The sequence below is a fragment of the Pristimantibacillus sp. Z349TD_6 genome (genome assembly GCF_056173205.1).
In genome coordinates this window covers 588,379-604,274 of sequence record NZ_CM149662.1, presented here as the reverse complement: position 1 = coordinate 604,274, position 15,896 = coordinate 588,379, and the positions used below count along the sequence as shown (strand labels likewise).

At 46.2% G+C, this 15,896-nt stretch carries 15 protein-coding genes; 12 read left to right on the top strand and 3 right to left on the bottom strand.

Annotated features, from left to right (window positions below):
* Positions 1-140 precede the first annotated feature (140 nt).
* Both AC0VYE_RS02685 and AC0VYE_RS02680 read left to right on the top strand, forming a co-directional pair.
* Complete coding sequence (locus AC0VYE_RS02685; RefSeq protein WP_475445862.1) at positions 141-1,277, top strand: peptidylprolyl isomerase; 1,137 nt, start codon at positions 141-143, stop codon at positions 1,275-1,277.
* A 398-nt stretch (positions 1,278-1,675) separates the two neighbouring features.
* A complete protein-coding gene (locus AC0VYE_RS02680) occupies positions 1,676-2,548 on the top strand; it encodes an aldose epimerase family protein (RefSeq protein ID WP_475445860.1) in 873 nt (290 codons plus the stop codon).
* A gap of 144 nt (positions 2,549-2,692) precedes the next feature.
* Here AC0VYE_RS02680 and deoC read toward each other — a convergent pair whose 3' ends face one another.
* Positions 2,693-3,382: a deoxyribose-phosphate aldolase gene (gene deoC, locus AC0VYE_RS02675; protein WP_083682025.1), complete on the bottom strand. Its 690-nt coding sequence runs from the start codon at positions 3,380-3,382 to the stop codon at positions 2,693-2,695.
* 282 nt (positions 3,383-3,664) lie between these two features.
* On the opposite strand from deoC, the gene AC0VYE_RS02670 reads away from it, so the two are divergent.
* Positions 3,665-5,326: a PAS domain S-box protein gene (locus tag AC0VYE_RS02670; RefSeq protein ID WP_076268418.1), complete on the top strand. Its 1,662-nt coding sequence runs from the start codon at positions 3,665-3,667 to the stop codon at positions 5,324-5,326.
* A gap of 32 nt (positions 5,327-5,358) precedes the next feature.
* Here AC0VYE_RS02670 and AC0VYE_RS02665 read toward each other — a convergent pair whose 3' ends face one another.
* Entirely contained in the window at positions 5,359-6,555 is a 1,197-nt protein-coding gene (locus AC0VYE_RS02665; protein ID WP_083682029.1) for an MFS transporter, read from the bottom strand.
* A 138-nt stretch (positions 6,556-6,693) separates the two neighbouring features.
* On the opposite strand from AC0VYE_RS02665, the gene AC0VYE_RS02660 reads away from it, so the two are divergent.
* Positions 6,694-8,241, top strand: a complete 1,548-nt coding sequence (locus tag AC0VYE_RS02660; RefSeq protein WP_475445857.1) for an HD domain-containing phosphohydrolase — start codon at positions 6,694-6,696, stop codon at positions 8,239-8,241.
* A gap of 76 nt (positions 8,242-8,317) precedes the next feature.
* On the opposite strand, the gene AC0VYE_RS02655 is transcribed toward AC0VYE_RS02660, so the two are convergent.
* The gene (locus AC0VYE_RS02655) at positions 8,318-8,779 is read right to left on the bottom strand and encodes a cupin domain-containing protein (RefSeq protein WP_441910527.1); all 462 of its coding nucleotides are present in this window, start codon (positions 8,777-8,779) and stop codon (positions 8,318-8,320) included.
* A gap of 211 nt (positions 8,780-8,990) precedes the next feature.
* Here AC0VYE_RS02655 and AC0VYE_RS02650 point away from each other — a divergent pair, with 211 nt between their 5' ends.
* The 8 genes from AC0VYE_RS02650 (at position 8,991) to AC0VYE_RS02615 (ending at position 15,832) form a co-directional block, all read left to right on the top strand.
* On the top strand, positions 8,991-9,353 hold the full coding sequence (locus AC0VYE_RS02650; protein ID WP_076268431.1) for a hypothetical protein: 363 nt from the start codon (positions 8,991-8,993) through the stop codon (positions 9,351-9,353).
* A gap of 48 nt (positions 9,354-9,401) precedes the next feature.
* The gene (locus AC0VYE_RS02645; protein ID WP_076268432.1) at positions 9,402-9,893 is read left to right on the top strand and encodes a cation:proton antiporter regulatory subunit; all 492 of its coding nucleotides are present in this window, start codon (positions 9,402-9,404) and stop codon (positions 9,891-9,893) included.
* Between the two features lie 2 nt (positions 9,894-9,895).
* Entirely contained in the window at positions 9,896-11,119 is a 1,224-nt protein-coding gene (locus AC0VYE_RS02640) for a cation:proton antiporter (RefSeq protein ID WP_076268433.1), read from the top strand.
* A 191-nt stretch (positions 11,120-11,310) separates the two neighbouring features.
* Positions 11,311-11,985 (top strand): response regulator transcription factor, encoded by a 675-nt coding sequence (locus AC0VYE_RS02635; RefSeq protein ID WP_475449403.1) that lies wholly within the window; start codon positions 11,311-11,313, stop codon positions 11,983-11,985.
* Between the two features lie 26 nt (positions 11,986-12,011).
* A complete protein-coding gene (locus tag AC0VYE_RS02630) occupies positions 12,012-13,370 on the top strand; it encodes a HAMP domain-containing sensor histidine kinase (protein ID WP_475445854.1) in 1,359 nt (452 codons plus the stop codon).
* Between the two features lie 83 nt (positions 13,371-13,453).
* Complete coding sequence (locus AC0VYE_RS02625) at positions 13,454-14,365, top strand: ATP-binding cassette domain-containing protein (protein WP_076268435.1); 912 nt, start codon at positions 13,454-13,456, stop codon at positions 14,363-14,365.
* A complete protein-coding gene (locus tag AC0VYE_RS02620; RefSeq protein ID WP_076268436.1) occupies positions 14,362-15,090 on the top strand; it encodes an ABC transporter permease in 729 nt (242 codons plus the stop codon). The genes AC0VYE_RS02625 and AC0VYE_RS02620 overlap by 4 nt, the downstream gene beginning before the upstream one ends.
* Before the next feature lies 1 nt (position 15,091).
* Positions 15,092-15,832: an ABC transporter permease gene (locus AC0VYE_RS02615; RefSeq protein ID WP_076268437.1), complete on the top strand. Its 741-nt coding sequence runs from the start codon at positions 15,092-15,094 to the stop codon at positions 15,830-15,832.
* The last annotated feature ends 64 nt before the right edge of the window (positions 15,833-15,896 follow it).

Here is a 15,896-nt window from a genome sequence, read left to right as displayed (position 1 = left end):
GTCAACCTATAAATAGTGAAATTTCGCGGAAATACGGATAATTCAAACCGACAAAATATATTTTTATTTTAGATTAAGGTTTTTTCAATCTTGTTTTGTTATAGTAGTTGAAGACAGGTAAATTGAAGGGAGTTTATGGAATGAATAACAAGGAATCGCAGCCAAACAAAGACGCAGAAAACGAATTGACTGCGAAGGAAGAACGTTACGAGCTCGAACAGACAGAAGAGCAGGACAAGCTTTCGGATCAAGATACAGCTATCGAAGAGGAGCTTCAACAAGAATTAAACGAAGAGCTTCCTGAAGATTCAAACGACGAGGTTCGTGCTGCTGCCCTAAATTCGGAGAGCGTTCATCAGGCTCCCAAAGGCGGAAGCGGTAAAGCATGGGTGATCGTCTCAGCAGTACTAGCTATTTTGCTGATCGTCGTATTAATTAAACCGCCATTTGGATCAAGCAATGAAACCGTGGCAACTGTCAACGGTGTCAACATAGGGAAAGACAGACTTTACGATGAGCTAGTTAAAGCAGGCGGTCCGGCTACACTTGAGAACATCATTACACAAGAGCTGATCGTCCAAGAAGCAGAAGCAAATAACGTCAAAGTTACAGACGCTGACGTAGATGCTGAAATTGCGCTGATCAAGAAGAACTTCGGTACGGACGAGCAGTTCAATGCTGCGCTTGCTCAGTACAACATGACGCTTGAAAACTTGAAAAGCGATACAAAAATCAATTTAACGATTCGTAAAGTTTTGGAGCCAAAAACAGACGTAACTGCGGAAGAAATTCAACAGTTCTATGATACGAACAAAGCTGCGCTTGGCACGCCTGAGCAAATTCAAGCTTCACACATTTTGGTAGCAACAAAAGAAGAAGCTGACGCTATTCTAGCTGAGCTTAAGCAAGGCGGCGACTTCGCTGCAATTGCCAAAGCGAAATCGATCGACCCAGGTTCGAAAGATAATGGCGGAGATCTTGGCCTATTCGGAAAAGGGAAAATGGTTCCTGAGTTCGAAGCTGCTGCTTTTGCTCTAAAAATCAATGAAATCAGCGGTGTTGTTCAATCCGAGATGGGCTTCCACATTATTAAGAAGACAGCTGAGCAAGCGGCTGTTGTTCCAACCTTCGAAGAGAAAAAAGAAGAAATTAAGAACCAGCTTGTTGCTACAGAAGCAAATGAGCTATCCGAAGCTTGGATGACAGAAATTCGTGCAAAAGCAAAAATCACGAACACACTGACTCCAGCAGCTACTGACGCTCCAAAAGCTGAATAATAGCTAATGCTTTCTTAAAGGGGACTGTGCTTCATAGGTTATTTATAACCTATGGGCACAGTCCTTTTTTCACAATAAAAAGCCCCCCTTTCGCCCGGAGGGATGGGCTTCAGGGAGGCTCTGGCTTCAGAAGGACAGATGAGCCTCTTCAATTTTATGTCATTCTTCTGAAGTTAATATATATTATTCTATGACTATCAATTGGCGTAGATGATTGTTTTACTAGATTCGACCATTTTAAAACAGGCAATCGATCGGTTAGGGATAGTCGTACGGATGACGGGGAGGGCGAAATGACTCTGTAGGCGTGATTTAGGACATAAATAGTGAGGTAGCGTGTATTGCGAATATGATATGATGGTGAAATATGTCATGTACCTATTATTGGAGGGAAACAAGTGAGCAACTACGAAGTACGCAGCTATAAGGATACGTATACCTTGTATGAATTAACGGAAGAAAGCACGCAATCCCGCATCATCGTATGTCCAGAGCGCGGCGGTATCGTTATCGGCTGCCAGCTGCATGGACTAGAGCTCTTTTATTTGGACAAATCGACGTTTGAGAACCCAACCGCCAATATTCGCGGCGGCAATCCGATCCTGTTCCCAATTAGCGGGCAGCTTTCTAACCAAACTTATGAGTGGAACGGTCAATCGTACACGATGGCTAATCACGGCGTTGCCCGTACTGCGGTATGGGATGTTGTCAGCACAAAAACGGATGGTGAGGCTTCGATTACAATCCGCCTGCAAAGCAATGAAGAAACGCTGCGCTCCTACCCCTTTGCATTCGAATTGTTGTTTACCTATGTACTGCAGGATGGTCAATTACATACGCGTCAGCTGTACCGCAATCAAAGCGAAGCTGCTGCGATGCCTTTTTATGCTGGCTTCCATCCTTATTTCGCCATTGATTCGGGTAAGAAGATCGCTTATGAAAGCGATGCTACCCGTTATGTCGATTATAACGATAATGTAGAAAAACCATTTGATGGAGTTATCGACTTGGAAGGACTTGTGGAATCCGTATGCCTGCTCGATGCGAAGAAAAGCGAAATCTCCTTCGTCGCTTTGCAAGGCGCTCGCGTTCGTCTAACTTACGATGACATCTTCAAATATATGGTACTTTGGTCCGTTAAGGATCGGCCTTTCGTATGTGTAGAGCCATGGATGGCTGAAAATGGCGAGCTTAACCGTCAAGAGGAGCTTGTCATGCTGAACGCTGGCGAAGAGCTGCATGCCAACATGACGATTAGCTGCGAACGTTAAGCCCCTTCGCTTTGGACGAACGATTCAGCCATTTAGCTCGTGTAACATTGGAATCATGAAGCAAAAAAGAGAGGGAAGCCTTGCAAGCCATGGGTTCGGTTCCATGGTGCAAGGCTTCCCTCTTTGTTTTTTATGAGCTACGAACTAATAGCCTTCGCCTTGACCGCCTGTAACGATAGCGATGCCAGAGCTTGCTCCAATACGTGTTGCGCCCGCTGCGAACATTTGCAGAGCAGTTTCCCGGTCGCGTACGCCGCCCGATGCTTTCACACCGAGGTCAGGACCTACCGTACGGCGCATCAGCGCGATATCCTCTACCGTAGCGCCGCCCTTGCCAAAACCTGTCGATGTCTTCACGAAATCTGCGCCAGCCTGTTTGCAAATTTCACATGCGGCAACCTTTTCTTCATCCGTTAGAAGTCCCGTTTCAAGAATAACTTTAAGCAGGGCTTGTCCTTTAACCGCCGCAGCTACACCCTCAACATCACGCTTCACGCCTTCAAGATCGCCTGATTTCATCAAGCCGATATTTAGTACCATATCCACTTCCGTTGCTCCAGCTTCAATAGCAAACTTCGCTTCTGCTGCCTTAGATGCCGTCATCGTCGCTCCTAATGGGAAACCAACGACTGTCGTTATGCCTACTCCCGATCCCTTTAGTTCTTCAGCAGCTGTTGCTACCCAGCCTGCATTTACGCAAACCGTCGCAAATTGATACTGCTTAGCCTCGCGGCAAATTTGAAGTACCTCATCCTTTGTTGCATCGGCTTTAAGTATTGTATGATCGATCATCGCCGCTATTTGCGCTGGCGATAAATTCATATCGTTGCTCATTTTGCTGCTCCCCCTCTATCATTTTGATTGACCCAAATATTGCTCTGCCGGTACGTCTCATCCCTATCCTATCCAAACGAATGGGCGAGATACGCATGATACGTTTCATTATACGAAGCTTTGTTCAAAACAACAATAATATAGCGCCGAAAATACCACATGCTTACTTTTTTGCAGACGATCTTTCCTACAGAAGTCATGTGGACAAACGGATGGTTGTGTTCTATTCTTTACTATGTACTAACAAACTTATCCAGTCTGAACCGCAGAGAGGTGCGCAGCTTGACCTTGTTTTCGAAATCAAAGCGCGAAGCTGATTTATTCGGCAGCGCTTTTCATTATGCCTCAATAGGCATGGCATTAGTAGATTTAGATGGTCGTTTTATCGTAGCCAACCCTTCCGCTCAAACGATGCTGGGTTATGAGGAGAAAGAGCTTATCAATCTTACGTTTGGCCAAATTACCCATCCGGATGACTTGGAAGAGGATTACCGCTACGTGAAACAGCTGCTCGAGGGCGAAATCGACACCTTTCAAATGGAGAAGAGATACTTCAAAAAGACCGGCGACATTGTAACCGTGCTTCTTTCCGTATCCCTTGTATATGATAGGCATGGCGCCCCACGTCATTTTATATCGCAAATGATGGACATTACAGAGAAGACGCAAGCCGTGTCGGAAGTAAGGCAGCTTACGATGCGTATCTCCACTATTTTGGAGAGTATCTCAGATGCATTTTTCTCACTGGATCATGAATTTAGGTTTATCTATACGAACAATGCGGCTCAAGAACTATTTAAACGAAACAAGGAACAAATGATTGGTTATAGCATATGGGAGCTATTCCCTTGGCTCGCAGAGTCCATAAGCCATCTAGAATATAGATTGTCTATGGAAACCAATCAGCACCGCATGTACGAGCAATTTATTCCACGGCTTAATAATTGGTTTGAGTCGAATTTATACCCGTCCGAATTTGGGCTCTCCGTTCATTTTCGCCAAATTACTGAGAGGAAGCGAATCGCTGACAAGCTTCTGGAGAGCGAGAAGAGCTTCCGGCTGTTAGCTGAGAATTCAAGCGACATGATCTCCAAGCATGATCGAGATGGGTTATTTACTTATGTATCCCCTGCTTGCTATATGCTGCTAGGCTTTCGCGATGACGAGCTGATTGGATCGTCACCGTTTGTTTTGTATCATCCTGATGACAGAGGGAGAATGCTCGAAAATCAGGAGCTCATTTACAGCAACGTTGAAGCCAATACCATTACGTATCGCATGCGCCGCAAGGAAGGCGTTTATCGCTGGCTCGAAACGACCTCCCGCGTCATTTATCATGATGGTGATCGCACGCAGACGATCGTTTCTGTCTCCAGAGACGTAACCCCTCGCAAAGAAAATGAGTTGAAAATGATTGAGAAATATCAATTATTGCATAAGCTCTCGCATGTGGATGAGTTGACTAATATTGCAAATCGGCGAGTGTTTGATGAGTCTTGGAACAAGGAATGGCTGGAAGCACAGCATCACCATATGCCGATCACGCTGATGCTTGGCGATATCGACAACTTCAAATTATTCAATGATACGTTCGGGCATCAAAAAGGCGACGAATGTCTCAGACAAATCGCCGCCGCATTGCGAAGCGCCCTGAAGCGTCCGCTTGATATTGTCGCCCGCTATGGGGGCGAGGAATTTGGATTTATTTTACCTCAAACGAGTGAAGAACGTGCCGCCAATATTGCATCTAGACTTCTGGAAGCGGTCAGACAATTGAAAATACCGCATGCAGAATTATCCGGCTGCCAACAGGTTACGATAAGCTTGGGCTCAGCAACATGGAAGCCTGGCTGCTCCGCTAAGCAAGATGAGCTGTTTACCCATGCGGACAAAGCGCTGTACCAGGCGAAGCGCGAAGGAAAAGATCGATACGTATCACACTAATTCCACGCGATCGTCGCTGCTGTTCTTCTCGGCTACGATCGCTTTACTATTTTCGCCAAACCCGCTTGCTTAAGCTGCTTCTCATATATGAAATATACAACTAAGTAAATGACGAAGAACAGACTGGATACGAGATACATCGTCGCATAATTCGACCATGTCGCGACTAGACCAAGCAGCATGGCTCCGCTTCCGATTCCGATATCGAATGCATTATAAAAAGTTGCAGTCGCCACCCCTCTTCGCTGCGGCTCCACCCTGTCAATCACCCAAGCCTGCAAGCCTGGGAAAATAGCCCCGAAGCCTGCTCCATAAAACACCGCTGCAAGCAGCAATGTTCCAGTAGATTTCGTCATATAAAGGATTATGCAGCCCACGATACAAGATATTGCCGCAGGAAACAGTACCCAGAATCTCCCTTTCGAATCGAAAATCCGTCCGCTGATAAAACGTATTAAAAATTCGCTTATAGCAAGGACAAGGAAGAAAAATCCTATATTTTGCACGCCTGTTTCTTTGCCGAACAATGTGATAAAGCTGATAACACCGCCCAGGGACAAACCTACAAGCAGTCCTAATAAAGAAGGCATAAGTGCTTTCGGCTCAATAAACCGCAGCATGAATGAGGTTTCCGTGGCGGACGCGATTTGCGCCTTTGCCCTCTCCTCTTTGGTGTCACCTTTGACGAAGGCCGTACAAACCATCGCAATCAGCAGTATACATGCGCCAACAATGAACAATACGGAGAAACCAAACTCCTCCATCAACCATATGCCAAGGAAGGGCCCGAGCGAAATGGCTACAGCATTTCCTGTACCGAAAAACCCCATGCCCTCTCCTCTGCGGGAGGCAGGTATTATGTCTGATGCAACCGTCCCGTACAGGGTTGTTGAAATACCGAAGCCTACACCATGTACGATACGCAGCATAAGCATCATCGTAATCGTCACTGCGGCGTAATAGCTGGCCGTACCGATTAAACAAATGGCTACACCGACGAGGAGAAGCAGTTTTTTGCCAAACTTATCTGAAGCCATACCAACAAAAGGTCTTAATAAAACAGCTGAAAAAGTAAATAAACCAATAATGAGTCCGATCTCAGCATCCGAGCCGCCTTTATTTGCCGCAAACATCGGAAGTGTAGGCAGCAGCATCTCCAGTGATAAGAACAAAAATAAATTAGATAAAATCAACAAAACAAACGGTTTGGTCCAGAGTGATTCCTTCACCTTATTAATTCCTCTCTTGTTGCTAATAGTCGTGCCTAATTCTCCCATATCGCTAATCTACAAATTTAAAAATACCGATCTATACTGTAGGTACTGTGAACTAGTATTAATGATTCCGCGGAAATGAGGTCTCGGTTTATGAATACATCTACGAAGCAAGAACGAATGAGAGACCCTGTATATGCCACTTTTCTTTCCCAGCTCCTGCGTAATTATCTCTTCGGATCCACGCTCGCCGTAGTCGGAGTTGGGGGAGTCATCGTGTTTTCTACACTTTCGATTCCTTCTAATGAAAGCGTAGCGATAGGCGCTCTCATGATTATATCTCTTATTATTATGCTTGTATGTGAACTTTTCGTCTTCTATCGGCATCTCAGACCCATTCAGCTCCTCTTTCAAGGACAGCAGCCAACTTCTGATCAGCTAAAAACAGCTTATCTCCAGACACATACGTTTCCGATATTATCTGTTAAACGTACATTTGGTCCACATCTTCTCGGCCTAGTCATTCCAGCAGTCGGTTTAGCCTTCCTTTTTATTAAGCTTGGCTTTATAAGCATTCCCTATTTTTATATCGGAATCGCTGTCGCTGTATGTTTCATGATTGCCAGCATGCACGCCATGATTGAATTTTTCTTGACAGCCAAAGCCATTCGACCTCTTATCATACATATCAGCAATCAACATCGTGAACGATATAAAGAAGAAATTACTCTGAGCGGCAAAGTGCTTGTATCCATCCGCACGAAGTTTCGACTGAGTGCTTTTCTAATTGGAGCGCTGCCCTTATTGTTATTCGGACTAGCTTCGCAAATAAGGCTTGACAGCTCGCAAGCAGGCAGCAGCTTAGCTTATTGGCAATGGGCAGGCATTATTCTTATTATCGGCGTTCTCTACTCACTTCTTGGAGCTTCACTGCTCTCACGCAGCATCGAAGATCCGATACAAACGATCCAAGCCGGCATGATCAGCGTAGAATCTGGCAACTTTGAAGCGAGCGCAGCTGATGTGTATTCCGATGAATTTTCCAAGCTTATTGCTGGTTTCAACCATATGGTTAACGGCCTAAAGGAACGCGAGCAGCGCAACAATCAGCTGCTTCAGAGCTATTTTATGACACTCGCGGCAGCACTCGACGCGCGCGATGCCTATACGGCAGGCCATTCAACGAGAGTAGCCCATTTTTCTGTTCAAATCGCCCGCCTCGACGGATGGTCTGAGCAGCAGATTGATCTGCTGCACAAAGCAGCACTCCTTCATGATATCGGAAAAATCGGTGTTCGTGACGATGTTTTGTTCAAAGAAGGTAAGCTGACCGATGAAGAGTTTGATCAAATCAAGCTCCACCCTGTACTCGGAGAAAATATATTGAAGCAAATTGAGCCTGCGGATGCAATGGCTGCCTTGCTGCCAGGGGTACGCTCCCATCATGAGCGTTATGATGGCAAAGGGTATCCCGATGGTCTTGCAGGCACTGATATTCCTTTGTTTGGCCGTGCAATCGCTATTGCTGATGCCTTCGACGCGATGACCTCCGATCGGCCATACCGGAAGGGGATGACGTATGAGCGCGCACTCTCCATTCTTGAAGACGGCAAAGGCACACAATGGGACCCTAAGCTTACAACGCTGTTTATTGAATCCATTCATTTAGAGAAACAGAAGGTTGAGGAAGAAGCCTATTAATTGCAATATAAGAGCCATCCGGCAAGGGAGTGTCCCTGCTCGGATGGCTCTTAATCGTTTACTTCATAAAAGAAATTTATTTCTTTATAAGCTGAAAGTCATCGTAATGAAAACCCGGAGCAACGACACATGAAACAAGTACAGGCTCGTCCCCTAGCAGGTGGGACATTTGCCATTCATTAGCCGGCACTAAGGCTTGCGGCTGATGACCTGCCAGCACATCAGGTCCAACAATAATTTCTTTTCTAGTTTCCGGCGCATCTTCGGTACCGCCAAGCGTAAGCATTAATGGACTGCCCGAATGCCACATCCACAGCTCGTCTGAATAAACCTTATGCCAATCTGAAAACTCACCTGGATGAAGCATAAAATAAATTGATGATGCTGCGAAGCGTGGTCCTGAATAAGGAGCTCCAAGCACCTCCTGCGGTATTGTGAAACCAGCCTTCCAAATTTCCTTGTACCAGCCACCCTCGATATGCTCCTTCAAACCAAGCGTTTGTACGAGCGGTGACAATTGTTTCACTTCTGCTCCCATCCATTTCAACCTTCTTTCTCTCTTTTTCGTTCTATTCGCCTTAAAAAAATCGTTTACTTATTTTATAACGCTTATGGTTTATCGTCAATTTATTAAACAGCTGGGAATAGAGGGCAATAACCAATTTTTCTTTGTTAATATGTAACATCGCCTTTTTAATTTTCAATTTATAAGTTATACTTATATTAACGAAATCTTTGGAGGTGGACAGATGAACAATGGCGTACATGATTTCAGCCCTATTAGCCGCAAGCATTTAATGAACTTGTTCCTTATTGTTCCGCTGCTGCTCGCAGCGCTGTTCGCCTACCAAGCAGGCAATATGTTTGAGTTAACAGCTGGTGCAAGCCGCATTACTGCGGCAGCCAAATATGCGACGTCAACCGTACGCAAACAGAGCACCACTGCCACAACATTTTTACCTGAAAACGCACTCGTTGCCGCCTATATGCATGCTCTCATGCTTATCTATTGGCGTTCCACAACCCTATCCGCACTCGTCACTACTTATCGACAGAGATTGCGCGATCTGCTCATGACTCCGATTAAATTCACTTCTCATTTCGTTGGTTAATCCTCTCATTTTGTTCGTATACTAACAACAAATGAGGAGGCATACACAATGAATATTAGAGAATCCGATCTGCCCGGCATTGGCCGAAAGTATCAAGTTATGGCGAGGAGCGGCGATAAGTTTGTCATTATTATTCATGATGACGGACGCCGTGAGATGTATCACTTTGACTATGAGGATCCAGACGATAGCATTTCCATGGTTACCTTAGAGGATGAAGAAGCAAGACAAGTCGCTGCCATCATTGGCGGTATGACCTACAAGCCGAAAGCGCTTGAAACGATTGAAGTCGCACTTGATGATCTAACGATTGAGTGGTACAAGATTGAACCAAATGCTGCATGCATTGGCAGAACGATCGGTCAGGCCGATATTCGCCAAACGACTGGAGCGACCATTATCGCTGCGGTTGAGAAGGAAGAAAAACATATTAATCCCGGCCCCGACTATATATTCAAAGCGGATACTACCCTCATTGTTGCAGGTGAACGCCAGCATCTGAAGCTTCTTAAGCTGATGCTGCAAAATGGGAGCCGTTAATTATGGATCACATGGTGCTGGAGATCGGTCTTGCTGTTATACTCATCGCCTTAGTCGGGCTGTTAGCTGCAAAAATTCGGTTTTCCGTCATCCCGTTTTATATATTAATCGGCATGGCCGTAGGTCCACATGCTCCGCACGTAGGCATACTGGACTTTAGGTTTATTCATAGTGCAGAACTAATTGAATTCATGGGGCGGCTAGGCGTGCTGTTCCTCCTGTTCTATTTAGGTCTGGAGTTTTCTGTGGGTCGATTAATGAAATCGGGTCGCTCAATAGCGGTAGGCGGAACGATCTATATTCTAATCAACTTTTCACTTGGCTTATTATTTGGCTGGATCAACGACTTCCCTGTAGCGGAAACCATGGTCATCGCCGGCATTACAACGATCTCATCGAGCGCTATCGTCGCGAAGGTGCTCGTCGATTTAAAGAGGACTGCCAACCCGGAGACAGAAATGATTCTCGGCATCATTATGTTCGAGGATATCTTCCTTGCTGTATATATTTCCGTGCTCTCCGGACTCGTGCTCAGTGATTCATCGTCTTTAGGCGGAGTACTCCTGTCTGCTTCCTATGCATTAGGATTCATGCTGCTCTTCTTGATTATCGGCAGGAAGGCTGCACCGCTTCTGAACAAAATTCTCAATATTCGCTCGAATGAGCTGTTTCTGCTGCTCGTATTCGGCTTCTTGTTCCTCGTAGCAGGCTTCTCCGAAACGATTCACGTAGCTGAGGCGATCGGTGCTTTGCTTGTAGGCTTAGTACTAGCTGAGACTGTTCACATGAAGCGGATTGAGCATATGATTTTGCCTTTCCGTGACTTCTTCGGCGCTTTATTTTTCTTTAGCTTCGGACTGACCATCGACCCATTCGCACTTGGCGGAGCCGTATGGCTGTCACTTGGTGCGGTTGCCGTTACACTATTCGGTAACTTCTTGGCAGGCATGTTAGCCGGTAAAAGTGCTGGCTTAACGCCGAAGGCATCGGCTAATATAGGTTTGACCATCGTATCTCGCGGCGAGTTCTCCATCATTATGGCGAACCTCGGCAAAGCAGGCGGCTTGCTTGAGCTCCTGCAGCCATTCGCTGCCTTGTATGTACTCATTCTGGCGATATTGGGACCACTTCTGACTAAGGAGTCGAAGTGGGTATTCAAAGTATTAAACAAAGTATTTAGGTGGGAAAAAGGAAAGAAAGCACGGGAGCCTGGAAGCAAGGGCTGACCACGCAATGAATATAAAGGGATCTAGCCGTTGTCGGCTAGGTCCCTTTCTTTATTTTTAAATAAATTCCTATTGCTGATCCACATCAAACGCTGCTTATGGTATGCATTCCGCCAAGCTCTGCCGTATAATCGAAGCAGACCAGTTAAAATAAGGAATCAAAATGAATGAACGAAAGGAAATTTATAAAAATGACGGCATCACTGCTATATATTGAAGATGATATCGAAATCGGAAGCTTTGTCTCACAGCATTTGCAAGAGCAAGGCTATGTGGTTGAATGGTTAAAAAACGGCGAGCATGCACTCGAGGCCGCTGCAGGCTGCAGACTCGTCATCCTAGACGTTATGCTGCCGGGACTCGATGGTTTTACTATTGGGCAACGGCTGAAAAAAGCAGCACCGGATGTCCCGATTCTTATGCTTTCAGCGCGCACCTCCATCGATGATAAGCTACAAGGGCTGCAGTTCGCTGACGACTACCTCACCAAGCCATTCCATCCCGACGAGCTGACCGCACGCATCGAAGTGCTCCTTCGCAGGTCAGGCGCACGGCTTGCAGAACCTTTGGCTATTAAGCATCTGCTTGTCTATGAGCAGCAAAACCGGGTGGAAAACCGCGAGACCGGGGAAGAAATTATGCTGACAGGCAAACAGTTTCACATTTTCAGCTATCTACTGCGCCATTTGGGACAATTGCTTACGAAAGAGCAAATCTATGAGGCCGTATGGGGAGAATCTTTTATTGATGGAGATAAAACGTTGATGGTTCATATCCGCTATTTGAGGGAAAAAATCGAGCGAAACCCCGCTGCTCCTGAAATTATTGAGACGGTACGCGGCATCGGCTATCGGGTGCGCGCATGAAGAAGTCCAAACCACACACGGGAGGCATGAAGTTTCGCCAAACCTTGTTGTCTCGCTACCTGCTTATCATTTTGTTTGCTTTTCTGTTTATTCCAATCATATTTCCGGTAGCTTCTATTCTTTATATGCTTATTCAAGAAAATACGCAAACCGCTAATATGGACTATTTAAAGTATGGCAGCGGGAAAGAATTAACTACAATTTGGCATAATCAGGCTGCTGAATTAACAGAGAAGGATCCCGCTCAAATCGACAAAAGATTGCGCGAGCTAAAACAAACTTACCCCGAGGCTTCCCTCTTCTGGGTTGACTCTGCTGGATCAACAAGGCTGCAGCTTCCTGTACAAGAGCAGCTTCCAAGCAAGTGGACGCCTGCCAGCTCCATTCAATTTATGAAAGCAAGCATCGACAGCGATCCCTTTACGGTCGTGTCCTTCCTTGGAGCGGGCCATAAGGAACCTGGGTTTATGGTGATGCAGCTGCAGCGCTCCATCATTCAGCTCGATAAGCCGATCGGTTCAGGCACACCCTTTTATTTGGCGTTTCTGTTTATTATGTTCGCCTTCTTCTTCTTGATATCGCTGCTGTTCTTCCGGCATATTCGCAAACGTCTGCTCAGTCTGCAATCAGCGATGACGCTGCATGGCGACAACGGTCTTCCGATGCCAATCCTTATTAACAAAAATGATGAGATCGGGCAGCTGGAGACAGCTTTTAATCAAATGGTTGAACAGCTTAAGGAAAGCAAGGAGCGCGAGCGTGCAGAGGAGGAGCTTCGCAAGCAGCTCATCGCCAGCCTGTCGCATGATCTGCGGACGCCATTAACCGTTATGAACAGCCATCTGTATTCGTTGCATAAGGAACCGTTAAGCTTGAATGCGCAAGCAGCTGTGAAGCAAATGGAGCAAAAAATAACCAGCCTAGACAGTCTCATTGAAAATTTGCTTTCCTACACGCTCATGACAAGCGGACGATATCCGCTTAAGCTGGAGCCACTGGATCTGCTGCGATTAGTTCGTGAAAGCGCCGCGTCTTGGTATCCTCTTTGGGAACAGGAAGGAATCGTCGCTGATGTGGAGCTGCCTGATGGCGCTATGCTTCGTGTTGTCGATAAGGCAGGTTTCCGCCGCGTGCTGGATAATTTATTTCAAAATGTGACGAGGCATGCGAGCGGCGGCAAATACATCGGCATTACCGTTGAGTATTACCAAGGCCAATCTGCGCTCATTATTCGCGATCATGGCAACGGGCTAGAGACTGCTCCGATGGGCAAAGGTGCAGGCATTGGGCTAGCCATTGTCGATTATCTTCTGAAAGAAATGAAGCTCGAATGGCATAGGGATACCCAAGCTAGTGGAACGACCATATACATTTATTCAAATTGATTTTAATTTTTTAAACAAAATTTAAACTTGGGGAGCCCTTCGTTTAACCTTCACCCGTTAATGTAAGTACTGAGGTGATTAACGTGAATGAATGGGTAATCGAAACGAAAGGACTAAGCAAACGTTATAAAGGGCGTTATGCGGTGTCCAATCTAAATTTGAAAATTGCAAAAGGAGATATATATGGCTTTCTTGGGCCGAATGGCGCTGGTAAAACGACGACAATCCGCATGCTGCTCGGATTAATCCAGCCCTCGGGCGGATCGGTCCATATTTTTGGGAAGTCATTGAATAAGGAAAGGTTATCAATATTACGCCGGGTCGGCTCGCTCGTTGAATACCCTTCGTATTATGGTCATTTAAGCGCCGTCGACAACCTAGAAGCTATTCGCCGCATACTCGGTGCTCCTGTCTCCAAAATTGCTGAAGTGCTCGACATCGTTGGACTGACCAAGGAAGCGCGGCGTCCAGTGAAAGGCTTCTCGCTTGGAATGAAGCAGCGACTAGGTATCGCAAGCGCATTGCTTGGAAGCCCGGAGCTGCTGCTGCTCGACGAGCCGACAAATGGACTAGATCCATCCGGCATATTGGAAATTCGTGAATTAATTAAAGAAATGCCTAAGCAGCATGGCATTACCGTCCTTATATCCAGCCATTTGTTAAGCGAGGTTGAGCTTACAGCAGGAACCGTCGGTATTATTCGTCAGGGGGAGCTTGTCTTCCAAGATACGATCAGCCATTTGCATGCACAGGCACAAGGCACAATATCGCTGGTCGTGTCTGAGCCAGAGCTAGCACTTGCTGCCTTGCAGCGGCAAGGTGTGGGCGCTGTACAAAATGGTTCCGCCATTATGCTGGAGCATACCGATAACCCTGCGCTTGCACGCATTATCAAAAATCTCGTAGAGCGAGATCACTCTATCTACCGTGTCGAGGAGAAACGCAAATCACTGGAGGATCTCTTCCTGCAAATTGTCGGGGAGGGTAAGCTATGATGCTCAAAGCACTTTCAGCTGATTTTTTGAAAATACGCGGCAAAGGGCTATGGTTTCTTATCTTTATTGGCCCTATCGGATTGATTGCTATGCAAGCTCTTAATTACGGACTTCGATATGATTATTTAACGAACAAATATGCAGGGAGACTCTGGGAGGTCTTGCTTCAGGACATCCAAATGTTTGTTCCAATCTCGCTATTCCTTGGAGTGACACTTGTCTCTTCCCTGCTAGCAAATATCGAACATAACACAAATGCGTGGAAGCAGCTGCTCGCCCTTCCTATTTCCAAGGGTGCCGTGTTCCGCTCCAAATTTGCATTAAGCTTCTTGTTGCTGCTCTCGTCATGTGTTTTGCTGGCAATAGGTACCGCTGCGCTCGGTTTATCTTTGCGATTCGGGCTTAAAGAGATGCCAGTAATCGATATTTTGCGGCTTTGCTTCCTGCCGTTTATCGCATCGCTCCCGGCGCTTGCGCTGTTTGTATGGCTTTGCATGACCATGAAAAATCAAGCCATTCCTATTACGTTTGGCGTATTGATCGCGATCAGCTCCATATTCACAGGCCTGATTTCAAAGGATTGGTCAAAGCTGCTGCCCTTAAACTGGCCAATGCTAGGTTATATGGACCCCCAGCGAGAGCTATTCGTAGGTGGAGGCTTTCTGCTCGGATGCATCCTTCTACTTGTTGGAGCCTTTCATTTCATCAAAAAGGATGTGAATTGAAATGATGGGTTTCCTACGTTTAGTCGCTGCGGAACGGATTAAGTTATTCAAAACGTTTATTTGGATACTCATCCCGCTCAGCTCGCTGCTGTCACTTGCTCTTGGCATGTTAATATCGTTTGATTCGCCGGATGCGTCCGCACAATATGCCTTACTCATTGCTTCGATGGCTTCGTTCCACGCCATGCTGTTCTTACCTATATTAACGGGCATTCTCTCCGCTTTCGTATGCAGATATGAGCATGTAGGAGGAGGGTGGAAGCAGCTGCTTACGCTGCCTGTGTCTAGAATCGGACTCTACTTCGCCAAATTTAGCGTAGTCGCCGTTCTCCTAGCCATAACGCAGCTGCTGTTTCTAGGAGCAGTTATTATTGCAGCGACCTATCAAGGCATCGACGGCCCGCTTCCATGGGCGATGCTCCTGAAAGGAGTTGGCAGCGGCTGGCTTGCCTGCCTTCCGCTTGCCGCGCTTCAGCTGCTCGTATCTGTAAGCTGGAGCAGCTTTGCCGCTCCACTCGTCATTAATGTGATGCTTACGCTGCCTAATATGCTTATCGTTAATTCTGAACGCTTCGCTCCCTTCTACCCATGGGCACAACCAATGCTGGCGATGCTAAGCTTCGAAGGCGACAATTTCGGCGCTTTTGCGCTCCCTTTAGAAAACTTGCTCATTACGATAACGAGCAGCTTTGTTTTGTTTTTTGCAATTGGTCTCCTTTATTTTACTCGCAAAGAAGTGTAAGGGGCTTAGATACAAACGAAAAACGGTCAATCCCACTGCTGAGGCGGGATTGACCGTTTTTTAT

What these genes read in the sequence shown, in the direction of transcription:
- AC0VYE_RS02620 (WP_076268436.1), top strand. Translation starts at nt 14,362, where the DNA reads ATGATGCTCAAAGCACTTTCAGCTGATTTTTTGAAAATACGCGGCAAA.
- AC0VYE_RS02635 (WP_475449403.1), top strand. Translation starts at nt 11,311, where the DNA reads ATGACGGCATCACTGCTATATATTGAAGATGATATCGAAATCGGAAGC.
- AC0VYE_RS02630 (WP_475445854.1), top strand. Translation starts at nt 12,012, where the DNA reads ATGAAGTTTCGCCAAACCTTGTTGTCTCGCTACCTGCTTATCATTTTG.
- AC0VYE_RS02640 (WP_076268433.1), top strand. Translation starts at nt 9,896, where the DNA reads ATGGATCACATGGTGCTGGAGATCGGTCTTGCTGTTATACTCATCGCC.
- AC0VYE_RS02685 (WP_475445862.1), top strand. Translation starts at nt 141, where the DNA reads ATGAATAACAAGGAATCGCAGCCAAACAAAGACGCAGAAAACGAATTG.
- AC0VYE_RS02650 (WP_076268431.1), top strand. Translation starts at nt 8,991, where the DNA reads ATGAACAATGGCGTACATGATTTCAGCCCTATTAGCCGCAAGCATTTA.
- AC0VYE_RS02615 (WP_076268437.1), top strand. Translation starts at nt 15,092, where the DNA reads ATGATGGGTTTCCTACGTTTAGTCGCTGCGGAACGGATTAAGTTATTC.
- AC0VYE_RS02645 (WP_076268432.1), top strand. Translation starts at nt 9,402, where the DNA reads ATGAATATTAGAGAATCCGATCTGCCCGGCATTGGCCGAAAGTATCAA.
- AC0VYE_RS02655 (WP_441910527.1), bottom strand. Translation starts at nt 8,779, where the DNA reads ATGGGAGCAGAAGTGAAACAATTGTCACCGCTCGTACAAACGCTTGGT.
- deoC (WP_083682025.1), bottom strand. Translation starts at nt 3,382, where the DNA reads ATGAGCAACGATATGAATTTATCGCCAGCGCAAATAGCGGCGATGATC.
- AC0VYE_RS02660 (WP_475445857.1), top strand. Translation starts at nt 6,694, where the DNA reads ATGAATACATCTACGAAGCAAGAACGAATGAGAGACCCTGTATATGCC.